Raw genomic sequence first — 25993 nt, 5'->3', positions numbered from 1 at the left:
GCCGGCGGCCGGGGTCGGCGGGCCGGCCGTCAGGGGAGTTCGGTGATGAACGGCAGGCAGTCCTCGTGGCCCTCCGCCGGCACCACCACGTAGCTCGCCTCGGGCAGCTCGTTCCACAGCCCCGGCAGGTCTCCCAGCGGCTCCGAGACCACCAGCCGGGTGTCGTCGGACACCTCGCGCAGGTAGGGCAGCTCCGGGTACAGCTCCCGTACGGTGTCTGCCCGGCTGCTGAAGAACAGGGAGCGCGACCGGCCGGAGCTGGAGTAGCGGAACGCCCACACCCGGTCTCCGTCGCTGACGGCGACCGTCATCTGGAGCGGGTCGGCGACGCCGTGCTCCTTGCCCACCCGCTCGACGAGACCCGCCATCCGGGCGACCGCGCCGGGCACGTCCTGGTCCAGGCCGAACGTGACGGCCAGGTAGAACATCACCTCGGAGTCCGTCGATCCCTCGATGCAGGGGAAGAGCGCCGGGTCGACGGCCATGCACAGGTCGCGCTGGAGGCGCTGGAAGTCGGTGATGGCCCCGTTGTGCATCCACAGCCAGCGGCCGTGCCGGAACGGGTGGCAGTTCGTCTGCTGGATGGCAGAGCCCGTCGAGGCCCGCACGTGGGCGAAGAACAGCGGGGAGCGGATGTGGGCGGCGAGCTCCCGCAGGTTGCGGTTGCTCCAGGCCGGCCCGATGTCGCGGAACACCGCCGGGGTGCCGTTCGCGGCCGCGTCGGTGCTGTACCAGCCGATCCCGAAGCCGTCGCCGTTGGTCGTCTCCACTCCCATCCGAGCATGCAGGCTCTGGTTGATCAGTGAGTGTTCCGGCTGGTAGAGAACCGCGTCCAACAGCAGCGGCGAGCCGGAATAGGCCAGCCATCGACACATGCGCACCATCCCTCTCCTGCGCCCCGTCCGAGCCTAACGCGGCACGGCGCCGCGTGCCCCGTGCGGACGCGCGGCCGGAGTACGGCCGGCCCGGCCGGGCGGGTCCGCGGGGTTCCGGTCAGAGTACGCGGGCGGCGCCTGCGGCCCGGCGGGCGGCGGCCGGGGGAGCGGGGCTGATGGGCGGGGTGCGGGGCGGTGGAGGCGGATGCGGAATTCGGCCAGCGGGAGTGGCCGGAGGCGGTTGGCCGTATCGGCACCTATCCGGCCCGCTGAACCCGTGGTGGCATGTCCATGCCGAAATTCGGAAACCGGCTCCGGAGGAATGGGGAAAATCCAGATGGCAATCCGCAGATTGACCGTCGCCGCGGCACTGGCGGCGCTGACCGCCCTGGCCGCACCGGCCCACGCCGCCACCGACACACCGCCGCCCGGGAGAATCACCGTCGACGTGGTCGGCGTCAACGGATCCGGATGCCCCCAGGGCACCGCCACCGTCGCCGCCTCCTCCGACAACACCTCCTTCACGGTCACGTACAGCGACTACCTCGCCCAGACGGGAGCCGGCTCCGGCGGCACGGACTTCCGCAAGAACTGCCAGCTCGCCCTCCGCATCCACGTCCCGCACGGCTTCACCTACGCCATCGCCCGCGCCGACTACCGCGGCTTCGCCCACCTCCAGCGCGGCGCCTACGGGCAGGAGCGCGCCAACTACTACTTCCAGGGCATGGCCCAGACCGCCCGCACCCTCCACCAGTTCCACGGCCCGTACTCAGACAACTGGCAGGCCACCGACCAGACCGACTACGCCGACCTGGTCTGGGCCCCGTGCGGCGAGGAGCGCAACCTCAACGTCAACAGCGAGCTGCGCGTCTACCCCGGCACCTCGAACCCGCAGTCGCTGAGCTTCATGAGCATGGACTCCACCGACGGCAGCGTCAGCACGGTCTACCACTTCGCCTGGAAGACCTGTCCCGGGTCCTGACCCGGCGTGAGCACCGGCCCACCCGAATCACGGTCAGGAGCGACGACGATGTCCCCTTCCCTGTCCCGCACCCTGCTCACCGGCGCCGCGGCCGCCGTCCTCGCCGCCACGGCGACCACCCCGGCAGGCGCCGCCGGCCACACCCACCAGATCACCGCGCCACCCGACAAGATCGTGATCGAGCTCGCCACGGTCAACGGATCCGGATGCCGCGAGGGCACCGCCGAGGTGGCCGTGGCCCCCGACAACACCGCCTTCACCGTCACCTACAGTGACTACCTGGCGCAGGTCGGCCCGGGCGCGCCGCCGACCGCGTTCCGCAAGAACTGCCAGCTGAACCTGCGGGTCCACGTGCCCTCCGGCTTCACCTACGCGATAGTCCAGGCCGACTACCGCGGATTCGCATTCCTCCAGCCCGGCGCATGGGGCCAGGAACGGGCGAACTACTACTTCCAGGGAATGCCGCAGACGACGCAGCGCACCCACCAGTTCAACGGACCCTTCAACGACAACTGGCAGGCGACCGACCGGACCGAATACGCGGACCTCGTCTGGGCGCCCTGCGGCGAAAAACGCAATTTCAACATCAACACCGAACTGCGGGTGAATGCCGGCACCTCCAACCCGCAGACGGCCACCAGCTTCATGACGATGGACTCCACCGACGCCAGCGTCAGCACCCTGTACCACCTCGCCTGGCAGGCCTGCCCCGCCCCCCGGTAGACGGCCCGCCCGGCGCGGTACCGGGCGCTGCACCCGCGATGCCGCGGGTGCAGCGCCCACCCGCGTCCGCGTCACACCATCGGCAGCAGGCGCGCCGGGGTGCGCGGCGCCCCCGCGGACACCGCCGCCGCAGGGGCCGCCTCCGCGGCCTCCGGGGCGAGCGCACTGCCCGCCAGCCAGGCCTTCCAGTCCAGGTTCCAGTCGCCGAACCCGTTCGCGAAGGGCTCCATCGGCTCACCGCCGCTGTTGACCACCTCCACGATGTCCCCGATCCGCACCGTGTCGAAGAACCAGGCCGCGTCCGCCGTGCTCATCCCCGTGCAGCCGTGGCTGACGTTCTCCCGCCCCTGTGCGTCCACCGACCACGGCGCCGCGTGCACGTACTCGCCGCTCCAGGTCACCCGCGTCGCGTACCGCACCGACAGGTCGTAGAACTCGCTCGTGCCGCGCTGGATGCCGACCGTGTCCCCGCGCATGCGGACCCTCGCCTCCTGCCCCAGCACCACCTTGATGCCGCTGCGGGTGCGGAAGCCCTCCTTGCCGGTGGTCACCGGGATCGTCCGCAGCACCCGGCCGTTGCGCCGCACCGTCATCCGGTGCGCCGCGGAGTCCGTCAGCGCCTCGATCCGGTCCCCGATGGCGAACTCCACCGGCTCCGACGGCCCGCCGTGGCCGTGCTCGCCGAGGTCCACCCCGTCCAGCCCGCTGCGCACCCGCACCACCGCATGCGCCGGCCAGTACGTACGCGGCCGGTAGTGCAGCGTCGAAGCGTCCACCCAGTGCCACGCCCCCTGCACCGCCGGCTCCGACGCGACCTCCAGGGACCGCTCGACCCGCGCCCGCGCCTCCCGGTCCGCCGCCGGGATCGGCCGGCTCAGCGAGGCCGTCACGATCTGCCCCGCCCCGTACGTGCCGGGCCGCGGCCCGAACCCGGCCGTCACCCGGCCGCTCCTCGGGGCGGGCGCCGTACGGAACGCCATGGTCGCCCCGACCGGCGTACCGGCCGCGTCCTGCGCCCCGACGCGCACCGTGTACAGCTCGCCGGCCCTCAGCGGCTCGGTGTTGTTCCAGTGCAGGCCCTTCGGCGAGAGGACGCCGCCGACGTGCCGTCCGTGCGCGTCCTGCACGGTGACATCGGTCAGCAGCCCGGGACCGGCCAGCCCGATCTCCAGCGGGCCGCCCGGGTCGGTCGGCAGCACCACCGTGCGCGCCGTGCGCACGGCGCCGCGCCCGCGCGGCTCGCGCAGGACCGCGCCCGCGCCGTCGGCGGTGGCCCGCACCCGCTGCTGCCGCCAGCCCGTGCACAGCCCGGCCCGGAACCGCTCCGCGGCGCACCCCGCCGCGGAGCCGCCGCCCTCCTCCAGCGCCCTGCCCACCAGCAGCACCACGCCGGCCGACGCGCGGGCGGCGGAGCCGCCCGCGGGCCCCTGCGGTGCGCTTGCGGGGGCCGCGGCGACGAGCAGCGCGGCGCCCGTCACCGCGGCGGCGACGCTCCACGCCCGGCTCCGCCGGGACCGGGAGGAGCCGGGCGACGGCCGTTCGGGTACATCCTGCTGCGGTTGCGCAGCCAGTGGTTCCCGTGGCGGGTGCGGTGCGGGGTGTGTCGGAGACATCGGGATGCGGCCCTCCCAGATCGCCCATGGCCGGATGGCAGCATCAAAGACGACCGCGGGCCGAAAGGATGATCATGCGCTCGGGGGGTGCGGCCGAACGGGAGCCGAAGAGCACCCGTACGGAGCAGGCACCCCGCACCGGTCCGGCCGCCGCGCCGCGGGCACGGGCACCGGCACCGTCACGCCGCCGCCGTCACGTCCGCGTACGGGCCCAGGTACGCGAAGGCGCCCGACCGGACCCGGTACAGGTGCGCGACGCGCAGCCCGGCCAGCATCCGCGTCGTCGCGTCGAACGCCAGCGGCTTGGCCAGCCCCTCGTAGGACGTGCGGAAGATCCGCCGCGACAGCCCCGGCCGGTCGCGGCCCTCCGCGCCCAGCCCGGCCAGGGCGGCCGCGACCAGGCCGAGCGCGTCGTGGGCCTCGGCGGCCCACCGGGCCGGCGGCGCCCCGTACGCCGCCTGGTGCGCGGCGGTGAAGTCCGCCGCGGCGGGCACCGCCGACGGCTCCGTGAAGAACGCGCCGAACAGCCAGTCCTCCGCCGCCCCGCCGGCCGCCTCCAGGAAGGCGGGGGCCATCACGCGGCCCGTCGCCATCCGCGGGCCCGCGAACCCGGCGCCGGCCAGCGCCCGCGCGAACCGGCCCGCGACCCCCGCGGACGTCCCCGCGAACACCGCGGCCTGCGCCCCGGCCCGCAGCATCCCGTCCACGACCCCCGCCAGGTCGGCGCCGCCCGCCGCGCCGGGGATCCGGTGGACGCTCACCGTGCCCTGCGACGGGGGCGTGTGCCGCAGCATGCGGGTCAGCTCCCAGTCCGTCTCCGCCGCGCCCTCCTGCTCGACCACCGCGGTGTGCGAGACGGGACGCACCCGCGACAGGTAGTGCAGCACCGGCAGGGAGATGTCCTCCGGCTTCCCGCGCGTGTCGCACACCGTCCGCCAGTCGGACTGCGCCGCCGACCCGCTGTGGACGGACACCGGCAGCAGCAGCAGGTCCGCGGCCAGGCAGGCGGCGGCCAGGGCGGGCACGGCGGCCTGCGCGGTGGGGCCGACGACCGCGACCACCGACGGGTCCGCCACCAGCTGCCCGATCACCTGCGCGGCCCGCGCGGGGTCGCCGCCGTCGTCCGCGGCGCGGACGGCCAGCCGGAACGGGGCGCCGCCGCGCGCGTTGTGCCGGTCCGCGGCCAGCCGCAGGCCCCGCTCGTGCGCCTCCCCCTCGGCCTTCCCCGGCCCCGACAGGTCCGCCTGGAGGGCGACGGTGAACACCGGCCCGGCCGCCGCCCCGCGCGCGGCGGCCGCCCCGCCCGGTCCTCGTCCGCGGGCGGCCAGCCACGCCGGCGGAACCGCCGCCGCGGCCGCCGCCCCGCCGACCGCCAGGAGGCGCCGCCGGGTCAGCGGGCCCCCGCCCGGCCCCGGCGCCCCGGGAGGCGCCTGCGGCCCGTCGAGGCGGGTGGGCTCGGGGGCGGGCAGCTCCAGGGCGCGGGTGGAGCGTTCGGCGATCAGCCGCGGCAGCGGCGGCAGCCAGTCCGCGCCGCCCCCGCCCTCCCCGCCGGCCGGCTCCGCGCCGCCGCCGAGGAGCTCCCGCAGCCGCTGCGGGAGCGGCCGTCCGGCCGGGTCCTTCGCCAGGCACGCCCCGACGGCCTCCCGCAGCTCCTCCGGGACCCCGTCCAGCACCGGCTCGTCGTGCACCGTGCGGAAGACGACGGCGGCGGCGTGCCCGCCGCCGAACGGCCCCCGCCCGGTCGCCGCGAACACCAGGACGCAGCCGAGGGAGAACACGTCGCCCGCCGGCCCCGGCGCCCCCGCATCCGACCGCGCCTGCTCCGGCGGCAGGTAGCCCGGTGTCCCGACGACAGCGTCGGCCGCCGTCAGCGTCGTCGCCCCGACCGCCCGCGCGATCCCGAAGTCGATCAGCCGCGGCCCGTCCGGCGCGAGCAGGATGTTCCCCGGCTTCACGTCACGGTGCACCAGCCCCGCCTCGTGCACCTGCCGGAGGGCCTCGGCCAGCCGCACCCCCAGAGTCCGCACGCTCCCCGCCGGCAGGGGCCCGTACGCGCCCACCGCCTCGGACAGCGACGGCCCGGGGACGAACGGCGTGGCCAGCCACGGCTCGCGGGCCTCCGGATCCGCGGCGACCACCGGCACCACCCACCGCCCGGACAGCCCCGCCGCGGCCTGCGCCTCCCGCCGGAACCGGGCCCGGAACGCCGGATCCGAGGCATGGTCGGCCCGGATCACCTTCACCGCGAGCAGGACACCCGCCGGGGACCGGCCCAGGTACACGGTGCCCATCCCGCCGGAACCGAGCCGTCCGAGGAGCCGGTGCCCGCCGACCGACGCCGGATCGGCAGGCAGGAGCGGGCGCACCCGCTACCCCGCCGGCTCGCGGACGGCAGGCCCCACGAACCGGATCCGGCCGCCCTCCACCCGGTGCAGGAAGTAGATGTTCCCCTTCACCTGCCGCTGCGCGTCGTACGCGTACTCCTTCGCAAGGCCCTGGTACGTGCCGCCGGGCAGGGCCGCCAGCAGCTCCGCCCGGGTCGGGCGGGCGCCGCCCCGCGCGGCCGCGGCCGCGGCCAGCCGGCCGGCGACCTGGGCGGCCGTGTCGTACGCCTCGACCGTCCAGATGCCGGGCGCCTCCCCGTACGCGTCCCGGTGCGCCTTGGCGAGCTGCGCGGCCCGCGGCGCCTCCGGGCCGGTGTACGGGGTGAGGAACTGCCAGCCCTCGGCGGCCGCCCCCGCCTGCGCGAGGAACTCCGGGCCCGCGATCCCGTAGTCCGCGGCCCGCGGCCCGCGGAACCCGGCCTCGGCCAGCAGCCCCGCCGTCTTCGCCGCCCCCGCCGCAGTGCCCGTGTAGAAGAACCCGTCGACGCCGTGCGCCAGCATGTCGGCGACGACCTCCGGCAGGGCCTGCGCCCCCCGCGGCACGACCCGCGCGTACACCGTCGCCGCCGGGTCGGCGGAGCCCAGGGTGCGGCTGAGCAGCAGCACCGCCTGCCACCCCTCGGCGTCGCCGTCGCGGTCGCACAGCAGGCCCAGGCGCCGCGCCCCCTGCCCCCGTACGAGCTGCAGGCCGACGGCCGAGCCCTGGCCGAGGGACAGCGCGGAGTTCTGGAAGAAGCTCCGCCGGTCCGCCACCCCGAACGAGGTGCCCAGCGCCGACACGGACAGCAGGGGCAGCGCGGCCTCCCCGTAGGGCTCCAGACAGGCCATCACCGAGGCGTTGGCGGTCGGACCGACCACCGCGAGGACGTCCCGGTTGCCGACCAGCTCGGCCGCGGCGGCGGCGCTCCGGTCGGCGGCACCGCCGTCGTCCGCGGTGACCACGCCCAGCGTGAACGGCCGCCGGGCACGGGAGTTGAAGTCGGCGACGGCCAGCCGCACCCCGCGCTCCTGGGCCAGCCCGGCCGCCTTGTGCGGCCCCGACAGGTCCGCGTGCACCCCGAGCAGCCACCGCCGCCCGCCCGCCCCGCCGGAGTCCCCGCCGCCCCGCAGCGACAGCCAGGCGGCGGCCCCGCCGCCGGCCACGGCCAGGGCGCCCGCCGCGCCGAAGGCCAGCAGCCGCCGCCGCGTCGGGCCGCGCCCGCCGCCGGCCCCGGTGCCGGCATCCGCGCCGCCCCGGGCCGCGTCGGCGGCGGTCTCCTCGATCCCCGGCAGGGCCAGCAGCGCGGCCGCCCGCTCGGCGATCACCGCCACGACCGGGTCGGGCAGCCACCCCGTGCCCGCCCCCGGCGCGTCCTCGGTCAGCGCCGCGTCCACCTCACGGGCCGTGGGCCGCTCCCCGGGGTGCTTGGCGAGGGCCCTGCGCAGCAGCCCGGCCAGCTCCGGGTCCGCGAGGACCTCCGGCCCGAACTCCGGCTCGTCGTGGACGGTGCGGTACAAGACCGCCTCCGCCGCGCCCGTCCCGAACGGCAGCCGCCCCGTGGCCGCGTACGCGAGCAGGCAGCCCAGGGAGAACACGTCCCCGGCGGGCTCGGCGGGCAGCCCCCTGGCCTGCTCGGGGGAGAGGAACCCCGGAGTGCCGACGACCACGTCCGTGGAGGTCAGAGCGGTGTGCTCGCCGCCGCGTGCGATCCCGAAGTCGATCAGCCGCGGGCCGTCCATGCCGAGCAGCACGTTCGCCGGCTTCACGTCCCGGTGGACCAGGCCCTGCCCGTGCATCACCCCGAGCGCCCCCGCCAGCGCCTTCCCGAGGAGCCGTACGGCCCGCAGCGGGAGCGGGCCGTGCGCGGAGACGGCCTCCGCCAGCGAGGGTCCGGGGACGAACGCGGTGGCCAGCCACGGCTCGGCCGCGTCCGGGTCGGCGCCGGTGACCCGCACCGCCCAGGGGCTGTCCACGCGGGCGGCGATGGCCGCCTCACGGCGGAACCGGGCACGGAAGTCGTCCTCGCCGGCGAGCTCTGCCCGGATCACCTTGACCGCGGCGAGCCCCCCGTCGTCCGAGCGGCCGAGGTAGACGACGCCCATGCCGCCCGCGCCGAGCCGCCCCAGCAGGCGGTGCCCGCCGATCCGGGACGGGTCCGCGGGGTGGAGCCGCTCCATCAGCCCTCCTTCGCGAGCGCGCCGTGTGCCCGGAGCATCATCCGGCTGGTCCCCTGCACGACCAGTGCCCGCACGTCCTGGGCAGTGACCCCGGCCGCGCCCCGGCCGGCGACCGCCATCGTCACCGGGCCGAACTGCCCCTGCGACCACATGTACGGGTGCGGCCCGCCGTCCTTGTCGCCGACGTACTCGCCGGACTCGCTGAACGCGTCCTCCGTCCAGCCGTTCAGCTGCTCTCCCAGGTAGAGCGAGGCGCCCCACAGGTTCTGCAGCCGCTCGCCGGCACCCAGGACCTGCTGCGGGCAGCGCAGCACCTCCTCCATGGCCTGCGCGGTCTCCCAGCCGGATCCGGACGGGTCGCGGTGGACGGTGACCGTCGCGCTGATCCGCACCCGGCCGCGGCCGTCGCCGGCCGGGACGTGGAAGTAGCGGGTCCGGGTGGCGAGCACGCCGGGCGGCAGGCCGGCGGTCTGCCACACGCAGTCCGCGTCGAGGACGGGCCAGAGGCCGGGCCGGCTCTCGAAGGGGGAGCTGCGCCGCACGTCCGGGCCGAACGCCTCCTGGTCGACCAGGACCCGGTCGAGCAGCGCACGGGCCGCGGCGGCGTCGGCGGGCTGCCTGGCCGGGTCGAACGCGGGGACGGCGGACGGGGCGGGCGCGCCGGCGGTGGCCCCGCCCGAATTTGCCGACGGACGCGGGGACCCGTCCGGACCGCCCCTCGCGCCCGGCGTCCCGTCCGCGGCACACCCGGCCAGGGCCAGCAGGGCCGCGGCCGCCGTCGCGCAGCCGCGGGCACGCAGCCCGCCCGGACGTCCGAATATCCCCGACCCCGTCACGGCGGAGATCGTACCCCGCACATCCGCGTGTCAAGTGCCTTACGGGCAAGGATGGTTGGCCTGGAAGTCGGCCGAACGGGGCCCTGTGGCACGGGAGTCGGGCCGCAGCCGAGGCCGGACAGGGCGCCAGGAGGGGCGGGCGGTCACTCCACCGGCCGGGCCCGGACCACGCGTGCCGGGCTCTGCCCGCCGCCGGAGGCCAGGACGCGGACCTCACCGCGGTCGCTGATCTCGGCGCGGACGATGCCGGTCGGGTCCTCGTACACCGGGTGCCCGCCGGGGCCCGACAGGCCGGTCGCGGTGACGACCACGACGTCCTCCAGGCCGCCCGCTTCCTCGGAAAAAACCAGCTCGAAGCGCTGGGAACTCATCCGCGCCCTCCTTCGCCGAGCGAACCGAGCGTCTCTCCCCATGATGCGCGCCCGCCGCCGGGGCCGCATCGCACCCAGGCCGACGAGTCGATCACGACGGGCGGGGGCGCCGGGACGGCCGGCGCCGCGCGTGGCCGCCCGCGGCCGCCCCGCCCCTGCCGGCCCCGGATCCGGCCGGCGGTGCGCCCGCCGGATCCGGCCCGAAGCCGCCGTACCGCCTCACTCGAACCGGGACGGGTCCCCGGCGCCGCGGCGGACGACCTCGGGGGCGCCGCCGGAGAAGTCGACGACCGTCGTCGGCTCCGTCCCGCAGTCGCCCGAGTCCACGACGATGTCCACGGAGTGCTCCAGCCGCTCCTTGATCTCCCAGCCGATGGTGAGCGGTTCGCTCTCGTCGGGCAGCAGCAGGGTGCTGGACAGCAGCGGTTCGCCCAGCTCGGCGAGGAGCGCCTGGGTGACGGTGTGGTCGGGGATGCGCACGCCGACGGTCTTCTTCTTCGGGTGCAGCAGCTGCCGCGGCACCTCCCGCGTCGCCGGGAGGATGAAGGTGTAACTGCCGGGCGTCGCCGCCTTGATGGCGCGGAAGACATCGTTGCCGATGTTGACGAGCTGCCCCAGCTGGGCGAAGTCCCGGCACACCAGCGTGAAGTGGTGCCGGTCGTCGAGGCGGCGGATGGACCGGATCCGGGCCAGGCCGTCCCGGTTGCCGAGCTGGCAGCCCAGCGCGTAGCAGGAGTCGGTGGGGTACGCCACCAGCGCCCCGGAGCGGATGCTGTCCGCGACGCCGCTGATCGTGCGCTGCTGCGGGTTGTCGGGGTGGACGTCGAAGTACTTCGCCATCCGCCGAGCCTACGCGATCGGCCGCGCCCTCGCCGCCGCCGCACCTGCGGCTGCGCCCGGTCCGCGGCCGCGCGGGCTGCTGCGCCCCTTCGCCGCAGCGGCACCCCGCGCGCACACGACGGACACCGGGCGCGCCGTGGTGCGCTCCTTCGAGCGCTCTACCGGGCCGCAGGCCGCGGCTGCTCCCGGATCGCGCGTACCAGGCCCGCGACCAGCTCGGCGCGCTCCGCCATGGTGTCGACCAGCACGTACTCGTGGTCGGCGTGGGCGCCGCCGCCGACCGCGCCGAGGCCGTCGAGGGTGGGCACGCCGAGTGCGGCCGTGAAGTTGCCGTCGCTGCTGCCGCCGACGGCCCTGCCCTCCAGCGACGGCAGCAGCTCCTTCGCCAGGGCGAACAGCCCGGCCGAAGCCGCCTCGGGCATCGGCGGCCGGCCGACGGCGCCGCTCACCGTGATCTCGGCCTCCGCCAGGTGCGGGGCGAGGGCGGCGAAAGCGGACTCGATGCGCTCCTTCTCGTCCGCCGTCTCCACCCGGACGTCCACCACGATGCTCGCCTCCGCCGGGACGACGTTGTCCAGCGTTCCGGCGGACGCGACGGTCGGGGTGACGGTGGTGCCGACCTCCGGTCGGCCGAGCGCGGCGATGTCCAGCACCTGGTGAGCCGCCTCCACGAGGGCGTTGACCCCGGCGGCCGGTTCGAGCCCGGCGTGCGAGGCGCGGCCGGCGATGCAGACGTGGAAGGACCCGCAGCCCTTCCGGCCGGTCTTCAGCGCCCCGCCGTCGGCGGCGCCCTCCACCACGAGGACGGCGCCGCAGGCCTGCGCCCGCTCCTCGATCAGCGCCCGCGAGGTGTGCGAGCCGACCTCCTCGTCAGCGGTCACCAGGATCTCCACGCCCGACGGGTCGCCGAGGCACGCGATGCCGTGCACCGCCTGGACGAGCCCGCCGAGCATGTCGAACACGCCCGGCCCGGTCACCCGCCCGCCCCCGACGGCGAACGGCCGCCGCTCCAGGGTGCCCAGCGGGAACACCGTGTCGTGGTGGCCGAGGACCAGCACGCGCGGCTCCCCGCCGCCCGACCAGTGGACGTGCGGACCGGCCTCGCTGTCGACCAGGACGGCCTGCCCGCCGAGCCGCCCCTCCAGGACCCCCGCGACCGCCTTCGCCGACGCGGCCAGCGCCTCCACGTCCCGCGACGGGGACTCGACTTCGACGAGGGTCCTGAGGTCTTCGAGCATCGCGTCGACACTCACACGGCCGGTCTTGTGCATCGTCATGCCGCAAGGGTACGCAGCGCCCCGCGCCCGGCCGGGCCCCGCCCGCACCGCGCAGGGTGCGCCAAAGCGTCATCGAACGCCCCGAATGCGCCAACCTGCCGCCGCAGGGCCCCGGGAGGGACTGCCCGCCGTGTCCCTGGGTAGTTGAATGCGTTGTACACCTTGATCTTTGTTGATGTGTTGATGTGGGAGGGTTTCCCGTGGCCGAACCGAAGGCTGTCCAGGACAGCGGCTGGGCCCCGGACGCGAGAGCCTCGGCGGCCACCGCCGTGGTGCTGACCTCGCTCCTGTTGGGCGTCGACGCCGCAGCCGGCTTCACCGACTGGCCGCGGACGGCGGTCTGGACGGGGCTCGGCGCGGTCCTTTTCGTCGTCCTGTGGCCCACCCGGGTCAGCGCCGCCCCCGGACGGCTGACCACGCGCGGGCTCGTCCGCCGGCGCCGGGTCCGCACCGACCGGCTGGTCTCCGTGGTCTGGCACGACGGGCCGGCGCAGCGGCTCGTCCTGACCGACACGGACGGCAACCGCGTCGAGCTCGACCCGCGGGTCCTCACGGCGAACCCCCCGCTGTGGCACCGGGTCGGCCAGGACATCGACACGAGCGTCGCCCGGGGAACCCTGGCCGAGGGCGTGGCGCCGATGCGCCGGCTCTCCCGCCTGATCGACAGCGAGACGGCGCAGGCGGTCTTCAAGGTGTCCGCGCTCTCCTGACCGGCCGGCACCGCCCGTACTCCGCCCCGCCTGCGCCGGCGCCTCACACGTTTCCGTCAGTGTTCCGGCCCGCGCCCGCCCCGCACGGGTGAGCCTTTCCCCCGTCCGGCCCGCAGCGGGCGCCGGCCTGCGCCCGACGGCCGGTGCGCCGTGGTTGCATCGCCAGTCGACGGACCGGACGGAGGCGTTGACCATGACCCGAGACCGACGGCCCGGCGGGGAAGCCCCCGCCGGCACATCCAGGCGCCGGCTGCTGACCGCGGCAGCGCTCGCACCCGTACTCGCCGGAGCCGGGGCGGCCACCGGCACCGCAGCCGCCGCCGTCCCCGGCACCGCGTCCGCGCCCGCCGCCCGGACCCCGATCGAGCCGGTGCCCACCACCGACGCCGACTGGCTGGGCGTCGCGGCCGCCCTGGGGCGCCCCGGACGCCTCATGTCCGGCCTCGTCTACCGGGTCGCCTTCCCGCGCCGCGACCTGACCGTCGTCTCCCAGGGCGTCACCATCCACCCCGGGCTGGCACTCAGCTCGTACGCCGCCTTCACCCCGTACGCCGACGGGATGACCGTGGTGCGCGGCGACCTCGTCGTCGTCGAGGCGGAGCTCCAGCGCGCCACCGACGCCCTGCACGCGAACGGATTCGGCCAGACCGCCATCCACAAGCACCTGCTCGCCCACGAACCCGACGTGTGGTGGACCCACTTCCACGCGATGGGGCACGACGCCGTCGAGGCGGCCCGCGGACTGCGGGCGGTCCTCGCCGCCACAGGCACCCCGCCCGCGGCCCCGCCCGCCGCCGTGCCGCCCCTCGACCTGGACACCGCCGCCATGGACGCCGCCCTCGGCGCCGCAGGCACCAACGACGGCGGCATCTACAAGTACACCTTCGGCCGCCGCGAGACCGTCACCGACGAGCACCGCATCGTGCCCGCAGCCACCGGCATGGCCACCGTCCTCGCCTTCCAGCCCCTCGGCGGCGGGCGGGCCGCCGTGAACGGCGACTTCGTGATGACCGCCGAGGAGGTCCACCACGTCCTCCCCGCCCTGCGCCGCGGCGGCCTGTCCGTCATCGAGCTGCACAACCACGGCCTGATGGACGAACCCCGCCTCTTCTACACCCACTTCTGGGGCGTGGACGACGCGGCCGCCCTCGCGCGGGGCCTGCGCCACGCCGTCGACGCCACCAACACCGCCCCGCCCGCCCGGCGCTGACGGCGCCGCGCCCCGCGGCACGGTGCGGCGGGGCTACGGGCGGTAGCGCAGCGGATGGTCCTCGGGCACCTCGACGACCGCGATCCGGACCCCGTCCGGGTCGGCGATCCACATCTCGACCAGCCCCCACGGCTCCCGCACGGGCGGCCGCAGCACCTCGGCACCCCGCTCGCGCAACTCCTCGTACGCGGCCTGCGCGTCGGCGACCTGGAGCCAGAGCCGCAGCCCGGGCGCCGGGGGCGCGGCCGACCGGCCGGAGACCTCCAGGAAGCCGCCGCCGAGGAAATAGACGGTGCCCCGGTCGGGCCCCGTGCCGAACTCGCGGTAGACCGCCAGCCCCAGGACGCCGCCGTAGAAGGCGCGCGAGCGCTCCGGATCCGTGGGGGTGAGCAGGACCCTGCTGCCCAGTACGTGCACCATGCCGCCGAATCTACGCCGTCGGCGCCGCGGCGCGCCGGATCTCCGTCAGACCTGTGCGGCGGCGGCGTCGAGGGCGGTCGTCAGGCGGTTCAGGCGGGTCTGGAGGTCGCGGATCTCGGCGAGGTCGCAGCCGGTGGCGGCGGCGATCCGCCGCGGGACCTCCGCCGCCCGGGCGCGCAGCCCGGTGCCGGCCTCGGTGAGGACGGCGTGCACCGAGCGCTCGTCCTCGGTGCTGCGCTCGCGGCGGATCAGCCCGGCCGCCTCCAGGCGCTTCAGGAGCGGGGAGAGGGTGCCCGAGTCGAGCCGCAGGCGGGCGCCGAGCTGCTTGACGGGGGTCGTGCCGTCCTCCCACAGCACGAGCATGACCAGGTACTGCGGGTAGGTCAGGCCGAGGTCCTTCAGGGCGACCCGGTAGACGCTCCCGAAGGCGCGGCTCGCCGCGTTCAGCGCGAAGCAGATCTGGCTGTCGAGGCGGAGGAAGTCCTCGTCGCCGGGGGTGTCGGTGGGCTGCTCGCTCATGCCGGCCAGTGTAGCCGGGGAACCGACGGCGAGCTATTGAGTTGTGCACAATTGAATTGTGTGCTCTAGTTGTGGTCGTCAGGCGGCGCACCGGCCGCCCGGACCACCACCGCGAGAGGAACCCCGATGGACGCGCTGTACACCGCCGTCGCCACCGCCAACGGCCGCGAGGGCCGCACCGTCAGCTCGGACGGCCAGATCGACCTCGCGCTCGCCATGCCCCCGGCGCTCGGCGGCAACGGCCAGGGCACCAACCCCGAGCAGCTCTTCGCCGCCGGCTACGCGGCGTGCTTCGCCAGTGCACTCGGCCTCGTCGGCCGGCAGGCCAAGGTCGACACCGGCGAGGTGTCCGTCACCGCGGAGACCTCCATCGGCAAGGACGCCACCGGCTTCGGCCTGGCCGTCACCCTGCGCATCGAACTGCCCGAGTCGCTGGCCGGCGAGACCGGCGCGCTTCTGGTCAAGCAGGCCCACGAGGTCTGCCCCTACTCCAAGGCCACCCGCGGCAACATCCCCGTCGAGCTCGTCGTCGAGTAACCGGAGCATCCGGACCAACCGGACCGGAGGAGCCGTCCGCCCGTACGGCCCGCCCCGCCGTGCGGGCCGCCCGGGACGGGCCGACCCTGGAGGCGGCCCCCGGCCCCGGCCGCGGGCCGCCCGGCATCTCCCGGCACCTGCGAGGACGGCGGAGGCGTACGACGTGGACTACGGCAAACTCGACGCGGCACTCGCCCGGGCGGTCGACGAGGAGGACCGCGACCCGCACGCCCGCGACCTCGACGTCCTCGTCCGCCTCGGCGCACCGCCCACGGAGGAGCAGCGCGAACGGCTCCTCGCCTTCGACATCGAGGGCGCCGGCGGCCGCACCGGCCTCACCGCGACCCTCTCCCGGCACGGCATCGAGGCGCTCGCCGACCTCCCCTGGGTCCGCTCCGTCGCCCTCGCGGCCGAACGGGGCCCCATGTAGCGCAGGAAGGCCGGGGGGCGCCTGTGCGGGGGCGCGCCGCCGACGCGACAATGGCCCGTGTTGTTCCCGTTGGACCAGTACGGAGGAGCCGGCGCATGCCGAACGAACGAGCAGGGCAGCTGGCGGGCCCGGACGACCTGATCGACGTCGCCCGGCTCGTCACCGCGTACTACACCCTGCACCCCGACCCGGCGGACCCCGCCCAGCGCGTTGCCTTCGGCACCTCCGGGCACCGCGGGTCCTCCCTGGCGACCGCTTTCAACGAGGACCACATCGCCGCCACCAGCCAGGCGATCTGCGAGTACCGGGCCGGCCAGGGCACCGACGGGCCGCTCTTCCTCGGCGCCGACACCCACGCCCTCTCCGAGCCCGCCCGGGCGACGGCCCTGGAGGTCTTCGCCGCGAACGGCGTCACCGTCCTCCTCGACCCCGCCGACGGCTACACCCCGACGCCCGCCGTCTCGCACGCCGTCCTCACCCACAACCGCGGCCGGACCTCCGGCCTCGCCGACGGCGTCGTCGTCACCCCCTCCCACAACCCGCCCGCCGACGGCGGGTTCAAGTACAACCCGCCGCACGGCGGACCGGCCGGATCCGACGCCACCGGCTGGATCCAGGAGCGCGCCAACGAGCTGATCGCAGGCGGCATGAAGGACGTCCTGCGGATGCCCTACACCCGCGCCCGGGCCGCCTCCACCACCGCGGCATACGACTACCTCGGCACGTACGTCCGCGACCTGCCCTCCGTACTCGACCTCGACGCGGTCCGCGCCGCCGGCGTCCGGATCGGCGCCGACCCCCTCGGCGGCGCCTCCGTCGCGTACTGGCAGCGCATCGCCGAGGAGCACCGCCTCGACCTCACCGTCGTCAACCCGCACACCGACCCCGCCTGGCGGTTCATGACGCTCGACTGGGACGGGAAGATCCGCATGGACTGCTCGTCCCCGTACGCGATGGCCTCCCTGATCGAGGGCCGCGACCGGTTCGCCATCGCCACCGGCAACGACGCCGACGCCGACCGGCACGGCATCGTCACCCCCGACGGCGGGCTGATGAACCCCAACCACTACCTCGCCACCGCCATCGACTACCTGTACCGCCACCGCGCCGACTGGCCCGGCACGGCGGCCGTCGGCAAGACCCTCGTCTCCTCCGGGATGATCGACCGGGTCGCCGCCGACCTCGGCCGGACACTGGTCGAAGTGCCCGTCGGGTTCAAGTGGTTCGTGGACGGGCTGTCCGCCGGCACCCTCGGCTTCGGCGGCGAGGAGTCCGCGGGCGCCTCCTTCCTGCGGCGCGACGGATCGGTGTGGACCACCGACAAGGACGGCATCATCCTCGCCCTGCTCGCCTCCGAGATGCTCGCCGTCACCGGCAGCACCCCCAGCGAGCGCTACGCCGCCCTGGCGGAACGGTTCGGCGAGCCCGCGTACGCGCGCATCGACGCGCCGGCCGGCCGCGAGGAGAAGGCGGTGCTCGCCCGGCTCTCGCCCGAACAGGTCACCGCCGACACCCTCGCCGGCGAACCCGTCACCGCGGTCCTCACGCACGCCCCCGGCAACGGCGCCGCGATCGGCGGCATCAAGGTCGCCACCGAGAACGCCTGGTTCGCGGCGCGCCCGTCGGGCACCGAGGACGTCTACAAGATCTACGCCGAGTCCTTCCGCGGGCCCGACCACCTGGCCCGCGTCCAGGAGGAGGCCCGCGCGGTCGTCGCCACCGCCCTCGCGTCCTGACCCGCCTGCCCGCCTGCCCGCCCGCCGTCCTGCCCGCCCGCCGACCGCCGGTCCGGCGGGCGGGGCCCGGCCGCCCGGTGTCGGCACCCGGCCCGGCGGCCTACGCTGGAAGCGGCGGCCGCCTGCGGTGAGCGGCCCGGGCGGTCGCCCCGGCGGCTGCGGGCACGTACCCCTCCTTGTTCCCCGCGCCCGCGGCGCCGGCCGCGGGATGGCACAGTGGAGGCCATGTGCGGACGGTACGCCTCGTCACGGGCGCCCGAGGACCTCGCCGGCCTGTTCCAGGCCCGCCTGGAGCCCCGGGAAGAGCTCGCCCCCAGCTGGAACGTCGCCCCCACGGACCCCGTCTGGGCCGTGCTGGAGCGGCCCGACCGCGACACCGGCGAGCCGGGCCGCCGCCTGCGCACCCTGCGCTGGGGCCTCGTCCCCTCCTGGTCCAAGGACCCCGGCGGAGCCGCCCGCATGATCAACGCCCGCATGGAGACGGTCCACGAGAAGCCCGCCTTCCGCCGCGCCTTCACCCGGCGCCGCTGCCTCCTGCCCGCGGACGGCTTCTACGAATGGCAGTCCGTCCCCGCGACCGCCACCGCGAAGGCCTACAAGCAGCCCTACTTCATCGCCCCCGAGGACGCCTCCGTCATGGCCATGGCCGGCCTGTACGAGTTCTGGCGCGACCCGGCCGTCACCGACGAGGACGACCCCGCTGCCTGGCTCGCCACCGCCACGATCATCACCACCGAGGCCGCCGACGCGGCCGGCCGCATCCACCCGCGCATGCCGCTCGCCCTCGACCCGGACGACTACGACGCCTGGCTCGACCCCGCCCACCAGGACGCCGACGCCCTGCGCGCCCTCCTCCACACCCCCGCCGCCGGCCGCCTGGAGGTACGGGCCGTCTCCACCGCCGTCAACAGCGTCCGCAACAACGGCCCCCACCTCCTGGACCCCGCCCCCGCCGCCTGAAGCTACCCGCTCACGGCGAGTGCGTACGGCTCCCGCTGCGGCCGCTCCGGAAGCCGCAGCGGGCGCCGCCCCGGCGTCAGCGAGCCCAGCACCCGCGGGCCGCCCGCCCCCGTACAGTCCGGCGCGTTCCCCGGGAGCCCGTGCAGCGTCAGGTAGCCCAGCACGGCGAACGCGTACGCCTCCTTCGCCGCCGCCGGAAGCCCCAGCTCCTCCGAGCCGCGCACCGCCGCCCCGGACGGCCCGAGCTCGGCCCGCAGCATTCCCATCAGGGTCGGATTGCGCACCCCGCCGCCCGACGCGAACACCTCCGTCGCGCCGAGCGGCCGCAGCGCCTCCGCCACCGTCCGCGCCGTCAGCAGGGTCAGCGTCGCCACCAGGTCCTCCCCGGTGGGAGCCCCCCGGCCCCCGCCCGCGGCGAGGTGCTCCCGCAGATAGCCCGCATGGAACAGCTCCTTCCCCGTCGTCCGCGGCGGCGCCAGCCGGTAGTACGGGTCCGCCGCGAGCCGCCCCAGCAGCCCCCCGTCGACCCGCCCGGCCGCGGCGAGCAGCCCGTCCCGGTCGTACCCGAGCCGCCCCCCGGTCAGCTCCCGCACCGCCGCGTCGATCAGCGCATTGCCCGGCCCCGTGTCGAACGCCACCGCCCCGCCGCCCGGCCGCACCACGGTCACGTTCGCGATGCCCCCGATGTTCAGCGCGGCCGGCACCCCCGGCCGCCCCCGCAGCAGCATCAGGTCCACCAGGCTGACCAGCGGCGCGCCCTGGCCGCCCGCCGCCACGTCCCGCGGCCGGAACCCCGACACCACCGGGCAGCCCGTGCGCTCCGCGATCCACGCCGGCTCGCCCAGCTGCAGTGTCCCGTGCACCCGCCCGTCCTGCGCCCAGTGGAACACCGTCTGCCCGTGCGAGGCGACCAGCTCGGCCCGGCCCGCGCACAGCTCCCGGTCCGCGCGGGCCGCCGCGGCCGCGAAGACCTGCCCGATCCGGGTGTCCAGCCGGCAGACGTCCGCGAGCGTGGTGGCCGCGGGCGGCAGGGCCGCCGCCAGCGCACCCCGCACCTCCTCCGGGTAGGGCGCGCTGACCATGCCCAGCGGCGCCAGCCGCAGCGTGCCGCCGTCCGCGGACAGCGAGAGGTCGGCGGCCGCCGCGTCCACCGCGTCGTACGAGGTCCCCGACATCAGCCCGACCACCCTCACCGCAGGGCCTCCCGGTGCGCGCCGCCGCCCAGCGTCAGCAGGGCGGGCACGCTCAGTGCGCAGGCGCCCGCCGCGTAGTACGCGGGCACGGCCGTGCTCCCGGTCCCCGCCGCGACGGCCGTGATGACGAGCCCGGCGCAGCCGGAGAAGACCGCATTGGCCAGGGCGTACGCCACCCCCAGGCCGGTGCAGCGGACCCGCCGCGGGAACATCTCGGCGAGCATGGCCGGCCCCGGCCCCGCCAGCAGCCCCACCAGCGCCCCCGCCAGGAGCACGGCCGCGGCCTTCGCCGCCGGGGGAGCGCCGGGCGACTGCACGAGCCGCAGCAGCGGCAGGGCGAGCACCACCACCGAGACGGCCCCGCACAGCATCACCGGCCGGCGCCCGACCCGGTCGCTGAGCACCCCGGCGGGCAGGATCGACGCGGCGAAGCCGAGGTTGGCGAGCGCGGTGGCGAGGAGGGCGTCGCGGGCCGAGGCCCCCAGCACCGCCTGCAGGTGGGACGGGAGCACCACGAGGAACGCGTACCCGGCGGCCGACCAGCCCATGATCCGCCCGATCCCCAGGACGACCGCGCGAACCACCTCGCCCCGGCGTACCCCCGCCGCGGCCCCCGGCACCCCGTACGTTCCGGGACGGCCCGCCGGCGGCGGCTCCTCCAGCCCCGCCCGCAGCCACAGCGCCACCGCCCCCAGCGGCAGCGCCAGCAGGAACGGGATCCGCCACCCCCACGCCCGCAGGTCGTCCGCTGGCAGCGCCCAGGCCAGCGCCGCGGCGGTGCAGGCACCCGCCAGCAGGCCGAGCGCGACGGTGAACGACTGCCAGGCGCCGCCCAGGCCGCGGCGCCCCGGAGGGGCGTGCTCCGTCATCAGCGACACCGCCCCGCCGAACTCGCCCCCGGCGGACAGGCCCTGCAGGACCCGCAGGAGCGTCAGCAGCAGCGGGGCGGCGGCGCCGATCGAGGCACGCGTGGGCAGCAGCCCGATCGCCGTGGTCGCGGCCGTCATCAGGCCCACCGCCGCGATGAGCGCCTGCCGCCGCCCGACCCGGTCGCCGATCCGCCCGAACAGCAGGGCGCCGACCGGGCGGAAGAAGAAGGCGAGGGCGAACGAGGCGTACGTCGTGACGAGGGCGGCGGCGCCGCCCGCACCGGCCCCGGCGGGCGTGAAGAAGTTCTCCGCGATGACCGTGACCAGGCAGCCGTAGACGCCGAACTCGTACCACTCGACGAGGTTGCCGACGCAGCCGGCGAGCACCGCCCGCCGGGGCCCGGAGGGCCGGCCGGGGGCCGCGCGCAGGCGCAGTTCGAGAGGGCTCACCCGTGCTGCGTCCCCCCTCGGCGGGCCGGCGACGCCTGCGGACGGCCACGTTCAGCACATCGGCAGACCCCGTGAGAGGTGCCGGGGCCGGAACCGGGACCGGGGTCAGTCGGCCGCCTGCCACACCGTGGTGACGTTGCAGAACTCGCGGATGCCGTGCCCGGACAGCTCCCGCCCGTAGCCGGAGCGCTTCACACCGCCGAACGGCAGGGCGGGGTGCGAGGCGGTCATGCCGTTGACGTAGATCCCGCCCGCCTCCAGGTCGCGGACGAACCGGTCGACGTCCTCCTCGCTGCGCGTCCACACGTTCGAGCTGAGCCCGAACGGCGTGTGGTTGGCCCGCTCCACCGCCTCGTCGAGGTCCGCCACCCGGTACAGGGTGGCCACCGGCCCGAACGTCTCCTCCTGGTCGATGCGCATGCCCGGGGTGATCCCGGCGAGGACCGTCGGCTCGTAGTACCAGCCCCGCTCCAGCCCCGGCGGCCGCCGCCCGCCGCACAGGACCTCCGCCCCGGCGGCCACCGCGTCGTCGACGAGCTCCTCCAGGTCGGCCCGGCCCTTCTCGGTGGCGAGCGGGCCCACGTCGGTGCCCTCCAGCATCGGGTCGCCGACGCTGAGCGCGGCCATCGCGGCGCGGAACCGCTCCGCGAACCCGTCGTACACGTCCGCGTGCACGATGAACCTCTTGGCGGCGATGCAGGACTGCCCGTTGTTCTGCACCCGCGCCGTCACCGCCGTCCTGACGGCCCGTTCGAGGTCGGCGGACGGCATGACGACGAACGGGTCGCTGCCGCCCAGCTCCAGGACCGTCTTCTTCACCTCGTCGCCGGCCGCCGCGGCCACCGCCCGGCCGGCCGGCTCGCTGCCCGTCAGCGTCGCCGCCGCGACCCGGGGGTCGCGCAGCACCGCCTCCACGCCGCCCGAGCCGATCAGGAGGGTCTGGAAGCAGCCCCGCGGGTACCCGGCCCGTTCGAAGAGCCCGTCCAGGTAGAGGGCTGTCTGCGGGACGTTCGAGGCGTGCTTGAGCAGGCCGGTGTTGCCGGCCATCAGCGCGGGCGCCGCGAACCGCATGACCTGCCACAGCGGGAAGTTCCACGGCATCACCGCGAGCACCACCCCCAGCGGCCGGTAGCGGGTCCGCACGGATGCGGCCCCGCTGTCGCGGACGTCGGCCGGGTCCGGCACCTCGTCCGCCAAGAGGGACTCGGCGTTCGCCGCGTACCAGCGCATCGCCTTCACGCACTTGGCGGCCTCGGCGCGGGCCGCCGCCAGCGGCTTGCCCATCTCCTCCGTCATCGTCCGGGCGATGTCCTCGTTGTCCGCTTCCAGCAGGTCCGCGGCCCGCAGCAGCAGCTCCGCCCGCTCGGCGAAGCCGGTCGTGCGGTAGGCGGCGAAGGCGCGCACGGCGTCGTCCAGACACCGCTCGACGGCCTCCGCCCCCATCGGCTCGAAGGTGCGCACCGTCTCACCCGTCGCGGGGTTCACCGTGGCGATCGGCAATGTCGGCTCCTCGGGTCGTCGGCCTGGGCAGGCAGGCCTCGGCAGGCTGGCCTCGACCCTGCCCGGCGGGGCACACCGGCGCAACGCGGCGCGCGGTGCCGCCGCGCACGGGGGTGCGGCGGCGTATGGTCGCCCGCAGGGGCCGACGCCCGCGGAAACGGGCCCGGAGGGGTTCCTGCTCGGCCCCGGAGGGAGGCCTGAGGACCGCATGGCAGCAGACGCGCACGGGACGGGCGGGGGCGGCGGGCACGGATTCACCGCGGAGCTGAGCCGGAGGGGCCCGATCGCGGTCGTCGCCCTGTCCGGGGAACTGGACCACGACGGACCGCAGCCGCTGCGGGACGCGATCGGGCAGGCGCTCGCCGGGGGCGCCGCACGCGTCCTCGTGGACTGCACCGGCCTGGAGTTCTGCGACTCCACCGGGCTCAACACCCTGCTCCAGGGGCGGCTCGACGCGCTCGCCGCAGGAAGCACGCTGGAACTCGCCGGGATCCGGCCCGCCGTGGCCCGGCTTTTCGAGATCACCGGGGCGGGCACGCTGTTCACCGTCCACGACACGCTGCCCGAGGAGGCGGGCTGACCACCGGACGCCGCTCGACCGCAAGTTCCCCTGCCGTCCGGTGAACCGCGCGCGCCCACCGGGCGTGTACCTCCTGAGACCGGGGAGCAGACGATGCCCCGGCCTGCACACAGGACGAGAAGGAGAACGGTATGGGCGACACGACACGCCGGCGCACGGTCCTCGCGGCGGGCGCCGCCACGCTCGCCGGCGCCGCACTGACGGCCTGCGGCGGCGACGGCGGCTCCCAGGCCCCGGACGCCTCCGGCGCCCAGGGCGCCCCGCCCGCCGGGGACCCCGCGGCGGGCGGCGCCGGAGGCGGCGGCACGCTCGCCCGGACCTCGGACATACCGGTCGGCGGCGGAAAGGTGTTCAAGGACCGCAAGGTCGTCGTCACCCAGCCCACGCCCGGCCAGTTCAAGGCGTTCTCCGCCACCTGCACCCACCAGGGCTGCTCCGTCGCCTCCGTCGCCGACGGCAACATCGTCTGCCCCTGCCACCAGAGCCTGTTCAAGGTCTCCGACGGCTCTGTCGCCGGCGGACCCGCCACCCGCCCGCTGGCCCCGGCCGAAATCACCGTCGACGGGGACAGCATCTCGCTGGCCTAGGCGGCCCCGAGCGCGCTGACGGCGGCGACGACCCGGTCCCAGAACCGGTCGGCGTCCAGGGTCGTCGCCACCCGCGCGTTCACCGGCCGGCCGGTCTGCCCGAGCAGGTCCACCACCGTGGCACCCCGCGTGTACCGGCCCGACAGCTCCACCACGACGTTCGCGTCGACGCACCCCACGATGCCCGGGTCGATCACCCGGGCCACCGCCACCGGGTCGTGCAGCGGCGGGTGCGCGAAACCGTACAGCTCGCGGTAGGTGCCCGCGAAGAACGTCAGCAGCCCCGCGCAGACCTCGCCGAGCGGCGTCCCCATCCCCGCGAAGCGGGACACCACCTCGGGCGTCGCCAGCGCCTGGTGCGTCACGTCCAGCCCGCACATCGTCAGCGGCACCCCGCTGCGGAAGACGATGTCCGCGGCCTCCGGATCGGTCAGCACGTTGAACTCCGCGGACGGCGTGCGGTTGCCGCGCCCCGCCGAACCGCCCATGAGAACGATCTCCCGGATGCGCCCGGCGTCCCCGGGGTGGCGGGTCAGCAGCAGCGCGATGTTGGTCAGCGGCCCGGTCGGGACGAGCACCACCGGCTCGGGGTGCCCGGCGAGGATCCGATGGATGAGGTCCACGGCGTGCTCGGGCACGGTGTCCACGGAGGGCGCCGGGAAGCCCGGCCCGTCGAGGCCGGACACGCCGTGCACGTCGGCCGCGACCGCCAGCGGCTGCACCAGCGGCCGGTCGCAGCCCGCGGCGACCGGCACCCCGGTGATCCCGGCGACCGTGCACACCCGCAGCGCGTTCAGCGTGGTCTTGGGGAGGGTCTGGTTGCCCGCGACCGTCGTGACGGCAAGCAGCTCGACGCTCGGATCACCCGCCGCCAGCATGATCGCGAGGGCGTCGTCGTGCCCGGGATCGCAGTCGATGATGATCGGTACGGGGCGCACGGGCACGGCCACTCCTCGGATTCGCTTCCGGTCGCGATCAGTGTGCCCGCCCGCCACTTCCGGCGACAGCAGGCCCGCCCGCCCCCGCGGCCGACTGGCCGAGGACCGTACGCCCGCCAAGTCACCTTGGCCGTAAACCACTTGGGCGGGCGGCGGGCTCACGCCGGTACGAAGGTCCAGGACGCCGGATCCCCGCCGCCCCCGCCCCCGTCCCCGCCTCCGCCCGCCGTACGCAGCCCCCGGCCGGTGCGCTCCAGCAGCTCCCGCAGCCAGGCGGCGTCCTCGGCGGGGGCCCGGTGCAGCCGCAGGGCGAGCGGCCGGAACACGGTGATGCGCAGGCTCTCCAGCCGCCCCGTGTCCGGGTCCAGGGCGGCCAGGTACAGCGGGCGCAGGTCGTCGCGGTAGCGCTCGTAGCCGCCGATGCCCTCGTAGTCGTCGACGAAGTCGCCGCAGCCGTGCAGGATCAGCTTCCCCCGGTACAGCTCCAGCGGCCGCGCGTGGTGGGAGGAGTGGCCGTGCACGACGTCCGCGCCGGCGTCCACGAGGGCCCGGGCGAACGCGGCCCGGCCGGCGGGGACCCCGTACCCCCAGTTGGAGCCCCAGTGCACCGACACCACCGCGATGTCGCCGGGCCGCTTCTCCTCCCGGACGCGCTCGGCCAGGGCGCGCGCGGCCGGACCGTCCGGCGTGTCCACGTACGCCACGCCCGCCCGGCGGCCGGTCGCCGCCCACTCGGGCGGGATGCCGCTGGACGGCATCCCGAACGCGAGGACCGTCAGGCGGTGGCCGCCGCCGAGGGGGACCTCCGCCGCCCGCCCCGCGGACTCGCCGTCCCGCCCCGCACCCGCCGTCCGCAGCCCGGCCCGGGCCAGGACGCGGAGCGTCTCGCGCAGCCCCCGCCGGCCGAAGTCCATGACATGGTTGTTCGCCAGCACGCACACGTCCGGGCGCACCGCCGCCAGACAGGGCAGGTTCCGCGGGTGCATCCGGTAGTGGACGGCCTTGCCCGGCGCGAAGTCCCCGCTCAGGGTCACCCCCGTCTCCAGGTTGACGATCCGCGCGTCCGGTGCCGCCCCGTCCAGAGCGGCCAGTGCCTCGCCCCACGGCCAGCCGAACCCGACCGGCAGGGCGGGCAGCGGGCCGTGCGCCGCCTCCGCCAGGGCCACGTACCCGCGGGCGTCCGCCATCCCGCCCTCGCGCAGGGCGGGGTTGCCCGGGTGCGGCAGGATCTGGTCGATACCGCGCCCCAGCATGACGTCACCGCACAGCGCCAGGGTGACCGGACCGCGACCCATG

The 25993-nt window shown here is 76.0% G+C and carries 25 protein-coding genes; 10 read left to right on the top strand and 15 right to left on the bottom strand.

All coding sequences use genetic code 11. The features are described from left to right. Positions 1-29: 29 nt before the first annotated feature. The gene (locus C0216_RS17805) at positions 30-875 is read right to left on the bottom strand and encodes a class II glutamine amidotransferase (RefSeq protein WP_114058742.1); all 846 of its coding nucleotides are present in this window, start codon (positions 873-875) and stop codon (positions 30-32) included. Between the two features lie 337 nt (positions 876-1212). On the opposite strand from C0216_RS17805, the gene C0216_RS17800 reads away from it, so the two are divergent. Both C0216_RS17800 and C0216_RS17795 read left to right on the top strand, forming a co-directional pair. After that, positions 1213-1857, top strand: a complete 645-nt coding sequence (locus C0216_RS17800) for a DUF4360 domain-containing protein (RefSeq protein WP_114056241.1) — start codon at positions 1213-1215, stop codon at positions 1855-1857. 48 nt (positions 1858-1905) lie between these two features. Further along, complete coding sequence (locus tag C0216_RS17795; RefSeq protein WP_114056240.1) at positions 1906-2580, top strand: DUF4360 domain-containing protein; 675 nt, start codon at positions 1906-1908, stop codon at positions 2578-2580. 71 nt (positions 2581-2651) lie between these two features. On the opposite strand, the gene C0216_RS17790 is transcribed toward C0216_RS17795, so the two are convergent. The 7 genes from C0216_RS17790 to C0216_RS17760 form a co-directional block, all read right to left on the bottom strand. Continuing rightward, complete coding sequence (locus tag C0216_RS17790) at positions 2652-4058, bottom strand: L,D-transpeptidase (protein WP_246042599.1); 1407 nt, start codon at positions 4056-4058, stop codon at positions 2652-2654. A 314-nt stretch (positions 4059-4372) separates the two neighbouring features. After that, the gene (locus C0216_RS17785) at positions 4373-6559 is read right to left on the bottom strand and encodes a bifunctional serine/threonine-protein kinase/ABC transporter substrate-binding protein (RefSeq protein ID WP_114056238.1); all 2187 of its coding nucleotides are present in this window, start codon (positions 6557-6559) and stop codon (positions 4373-4375) included. A 3-nt stretch (positions 6560-6562) separates the two neighbouring features. Continuing rightward, a complete protein-coding gene (locus tag C0216_RS17780) occupies positions 6563-8734 on the bottom strand; it encodes a bifunctional serine/threonine-protein kinase/ABC transporter substrate-binding protein (protein WP_114056237.1) in 2172 nt (723 codons plus the stop codon). Continuing rightward, positions 8734-9570 carry a hypothetical protein gene (locus C0216_RS17775; RefSeq protein WP_114056236.1) on the bottom strand — a complete coding sequence of 279 codons (837 nt, stop codon included), beginning with the start codon at positions 9568-9570 and terminating at the stop codon, positions 8734-8736. The genes C0216_RS17780 and C0216_RS17775 overlap by 1 nt, the downstream gene beginning before the upstream one ends. A 143-nt stretch (positions 9571-9713) precedes the next feature. After that, the gene (locus C0216_RS17770) at positions 9714-9941 is read right to left on the bottom strand and encodes a DUF6296 family protein (protein ID WP_114056235.1); all 228 of its coding nucleotides are present in this window, start codon (positions 9939-9941) and stop codon (positions 9714-9716) included. 219 nt (positions 9942-10160) lie between these two features. Then, on the bottom strand, positions 10161-10781 hold the full coding sequence (locus C0216_RS17765; RefSeq protein WP_114056234.1) for an L-threonylcarbamoyladenylate synthase: 621 nt from the start codon (positions 10779-10781) through the stop codon (positions 10161-10163). A 158-nt stretch (positions 10782-10939) separates the two neighbouring features. Then, entirely contained in the window at positions 10940-12058 is a 1119-nt protein-coding gene (locus C0216_RS17760; protein ID WP_114056233.1) for a M20 family metallopeptidase, read from the bottom strand. A gap of 200 nt (positions 12059-12258) precedes the next feature. Here C0216_RS17760 and C0216_RS17755 point away from each other — a divergent pair, with 200 nt between their 5' ends. After that, on the top strand, positions 12259-12768 hold the full coding sequence (locus tag C0216_RS17755) for a hypothetical protein (protein WP_246042598.1): 510 nt from the start codon (positions 12259-12261) through the stop codon (positions 12766-12768). 193 nt (positions 12769-12961) lie between these two features. Then, positions 12962-13978, top strand: a complete 1017-nt coding sequence (locus C0216_RS35070; RefSeq protein WP_114056231.1) for a DUF1259 domain-containing protein — start codon at positions 12962-12964, stop codon at positions 13976-13978. Between the two features lie 33 nt (positions 13979-14011). Here the strand turns inward: C0216_RS35070 and C0216_RS17745 are convergent, their stop codons facing one another. After that, entirely contained in the window at positions 14012-14398 is a 387-nt protein-coding gene (locus tag C0216_RS17745) for a VOC family protein (RefSeq protein ID WP_114056230.1), read from the bottom strand. Between the two features lie 45 nt (positions 14399-14443). Beyond that, positions 14444-14917, bottom strand: a complete 474-nt coding sequence (locus C0216_RS17740) for a MarR family winged helix-turn-helix transcriptional regulator (RefSeq protein WP_114056229.1) — start codon at positions 14915-14917, stop codon at positions 14444-14446. 126 nt (positions 14918-15043) lie between these two features. Between C0216_RS17740 and C0216_RS17735 the strand changes: the two genes are divergently transcribed. From C0216_RS17735 to C0216_RS17720, 4 genes are all read left to right on the top strand, one after another. Next, positions 15044-15454 carry an organic hydroperoxide resistance protein gene (locus C0216_RS17735; RefSeq protein WP_114056228.1) on the top strand — a complete coding sequence of 137 codons (411 nt, stop codon included), beginning with the start codon at positions 15044-15046 and terminating at the stop codon, positions 15452-15454. A 163-nt stretch (positions 15455-15617) separates the two neighbouring features. Further along, positions 15618-15884, top strand: coding sequence for a hypothetical protein (locus tag C0216_RS17730; RefSeq protein ID WP_114056227.1), 267 nt, complete (start codon positions 15618-15620; stop codon positions 15882-15884). 95 nt (positions 15885-15979) lie between these two features. Further along, positions 15980-17620, top strand: a complete 1641-nt coding sequence (pgm, locus tag C0216_RS17725; protein WP_114056226.1) for a phosphoglucomutase (alpha-D-glucose-1,6-bisphosphate-dependent) — start codon at positions 15980-15982, stop codon at positions 17618-17620. Between the two features lie 225 nt (positions 17621-17845). Continuing rightward, positions 17846-18580, top strand: a complete 735-nt coding sequence (locus tag C0216_RS17720; protein WP_114058741.1) for an SOS response-associated peptidase — start codon at positions 17846-17848, stop codon at positions 18578-18580. Between the two features lie 2 nt (positions 18581-18582). On the opposite strand, the gene C0216_RS17715 is transcribed toward C0216_RS17720, so the two are convergent. The 3 genes from C0216_RS17715 to C0216_RS17705 all read right to left on the bottom strand — a co-directional run bounded on the left by C0216_RS17715 (position 18583) and on the right by C0216_RS17705 (position 22592). Next, positions 18583-19773 (bottom strand): anhydro-N-acetylmuramic acid kinase, encoded by a 1191-nt coding sequence (locus tag C0216_RS17715; RefSeq protein WP_114056225.1) that lies wholly within the window; start codon positions 19771-19773, stop codon positions 18583-18585. Next, on the bottom strand, positions 19770-21092 hold the full coding sequence (locus tag C0216_RS17710; protein ID WP_114056224.1) for an MFS transporter: 1323 nt from the start codon (positions 21090-21092) through the stop codon (positions 19770-19772). Before C0216_RS17710 ends, C0216_RS17715 begins: the two co-directional genes overlap by 4 nt. Before the next feature lie 105 nt (positions 21093-21197). Continuing rightward, a complete protein-coding gene (locus tag C0216_RS17705) occupies positions 21198-22592 on the bottom strand; it encodes an NADP-dependent succinic semialdehyde dehydrogenase (RefSeq protein ID WP_114056223.1) in 1395 nt (464 codons plus the stop codon). Between the two features lie 208 nt (positions 22593-22800). Between C0216_RS17705 and C0216_RS17700 the strand changes: the two genes are divergently transcribed. After that, positions 22801-23172 carry an STAS domain-containing protein gene (locus C0216_RS17700; protein WP_114056222.1) on the top strand — a complete coding sequence of 124 codons (372 nt, stop codon included), beginning with the start codon at positions 22801-22803 and terminating at the stop codon, positions 23170-23172. A 131-nt stretch (positions 23173-23303) separates the two neighbouring features. Further along, on the top strand, positions 23304-23759 hold the full coding sequence (locus tag C0216_RS17695) for a Rieske (2Fe-2S) protein (protein WP_114056221.1): 456 nt from the start codon (positions 23304-23306) through the stop codon (positions 23757-23759). Here C0216_RS17695 and C0216_RS17690 read toward each other — a convergent pair. Next, entirely contained in the window at positions 23756-24697 is a 942-nt protein-coding gene (locus tag C0216_RS17690; RefSeq protein ID WP_114058740.1) for a nucleoside hydrolase, read from the bottom strand. The two genes, C0216_RS17695 and C0216_RS17690, sit on opposite strands and share 4 nt — an antisense overlap. 158 nt (positions 24698-24855) lie before the next feature. Further along, positions 24856-25992, bottom strand: coding sequence for a CapA family protein (locus C0216_RS17685; RefSeq protein WP_114056220.1), 1137 nt, complete (start codon positions 25990-25992; stop codon positions 24856-24858). Position 25993: the final 1 nt, after the last annotated feature.

Origin of the sequence: Streptomyces globosus (genome assembly GCF_003325375.1) — a bacterium.
Classification (GTDB): domain Bacteria; phylum Actinomycetota; class Actinomycetes; order Streptomycetales; family Streptomycetaceae; genus Streptomyces; species Streptomyces globosus_A.
The sequence above is the reverse complement of the archived record's forward strand: the minus strand, read 5'-3'. Positions and strand labels throughout refer to the sequence as shown.

Excerpts from the sequence above, each read along its gene's own strand:
- C0216_RS17720 (WP_114058741.1), top strand. The coding sequence starts at position 17,846 with ATGTGCGGACGGTACGCCTCGTCACGGGCGCCCGAGGACCTCGCCGGC.
- C0216_RS17700 (WP_114056222.1), top strand. The coding sequence starts at position 22,801 with ATGGCAGCAGACGCGCACGGGACGGGCGGGGGCGGCGGGCACGGATTC.
- C0216_RS17745 (WP_114056230.1), bottom strand. The coding sequence starts at position 14,398 with ATGGTGCACGTACTGGGCAGCAGGGTCCTGCTCACCCCCACGGATCCG.
- pgm (WP_114056226.1), top strand. The coding sequence starts at position 15,980 with ATGCCGAACGAACGAGCAGGGCAGCTGGCGGGCCCGGACGACCTGATC.
- C0216_RS17780 (WP_114056237.1), bottom strand. The coding sequence starts at position 8,734 with ATGGAGCGGCTCCACCCCGCGGACCCGTCCCGGATCGGCGGGCACCGC.
- C0216_RS17800 (WP_114056241.1), top strand. The coding sequence starts at position 1,213 with ATGGCAATCCGCAGATTGACCGTCGCCGCGGCACTGGCGGCGCTGACC.
- C0216_RS17685 (WP_114056220.1), bottom strand. The coding sequence starts at position 25,992 with ATGGGTCGCGGTCCGGTCACCCTGGCGCTGTGCGGTGACGTCATGCTG.
- C0216_RS17695 (WP_114056221.1), top strand. The coding sequence starts at position 23,304 with ATGGGCGACACGACACGCCGGCGCACGGTCCTCGCGGCGGGCGCCGCC.
- C0216_RS17795 (WP_114056240.1), top strand. The coding sequence starts at position 1,906 with ATGTCCCCTTCCCTGTCCCGCACCCTGCTCACCGGCGCCGCGGCCGCC.
- C0216_RS17760 (WP_114056233.1), bottom strand. The coding sequence starts at position 12,058 with ATGACGATGCACAAGACCGGCCGTGTGAGTGTCGACGCGATGCTCGAA.
- C0216_RS17740 (WP_114056229.1), bottom strand. The coding sequence starts at position 14,917 with ATGAGCGAGCAGCCCACCGACACCCCCGGCGACGAGGACTTCCTCCGC.
- C0216_RS17770 (WP_114056235.1), bottom strand. The coding sequence starts at position 9,941 with ATGAGTTCCCAGCGCTTCGAGCTGGTTTTTTCCGAGGAAGCGGGCGGC.
- C0216_RS17735 (WP_114056228.1), top strand. The coding sequence starts at position 15,044 with ATGGACGCGCTGTACACCGCCGTCGCCACCGCCAACGGCCGCGAGGGC.
- C0216_RS35070 (WP_114056231.1), top strand. The coding sequence starts at position 12,962 with ATGACCCGAGACCGACGGCCCGGCGGGGAAGCCCCCGCCGGCACATCC.
- C0216_RS17805 (WP_114058742.1), bottom strand. The coding sequence starts at position 875 with ATGTGTCGATGGCTGGCCTATTCCGGCTCGCCGCTGCTGTTGGACGCG.
- C0216_RS17765 (WP_114056234.1), bottom strand. The coding sequence starts at position 10,781 with ATGGCGAAGTACTTCGACGTCCACCCCGACAACCCGCAGCAGCGCACG.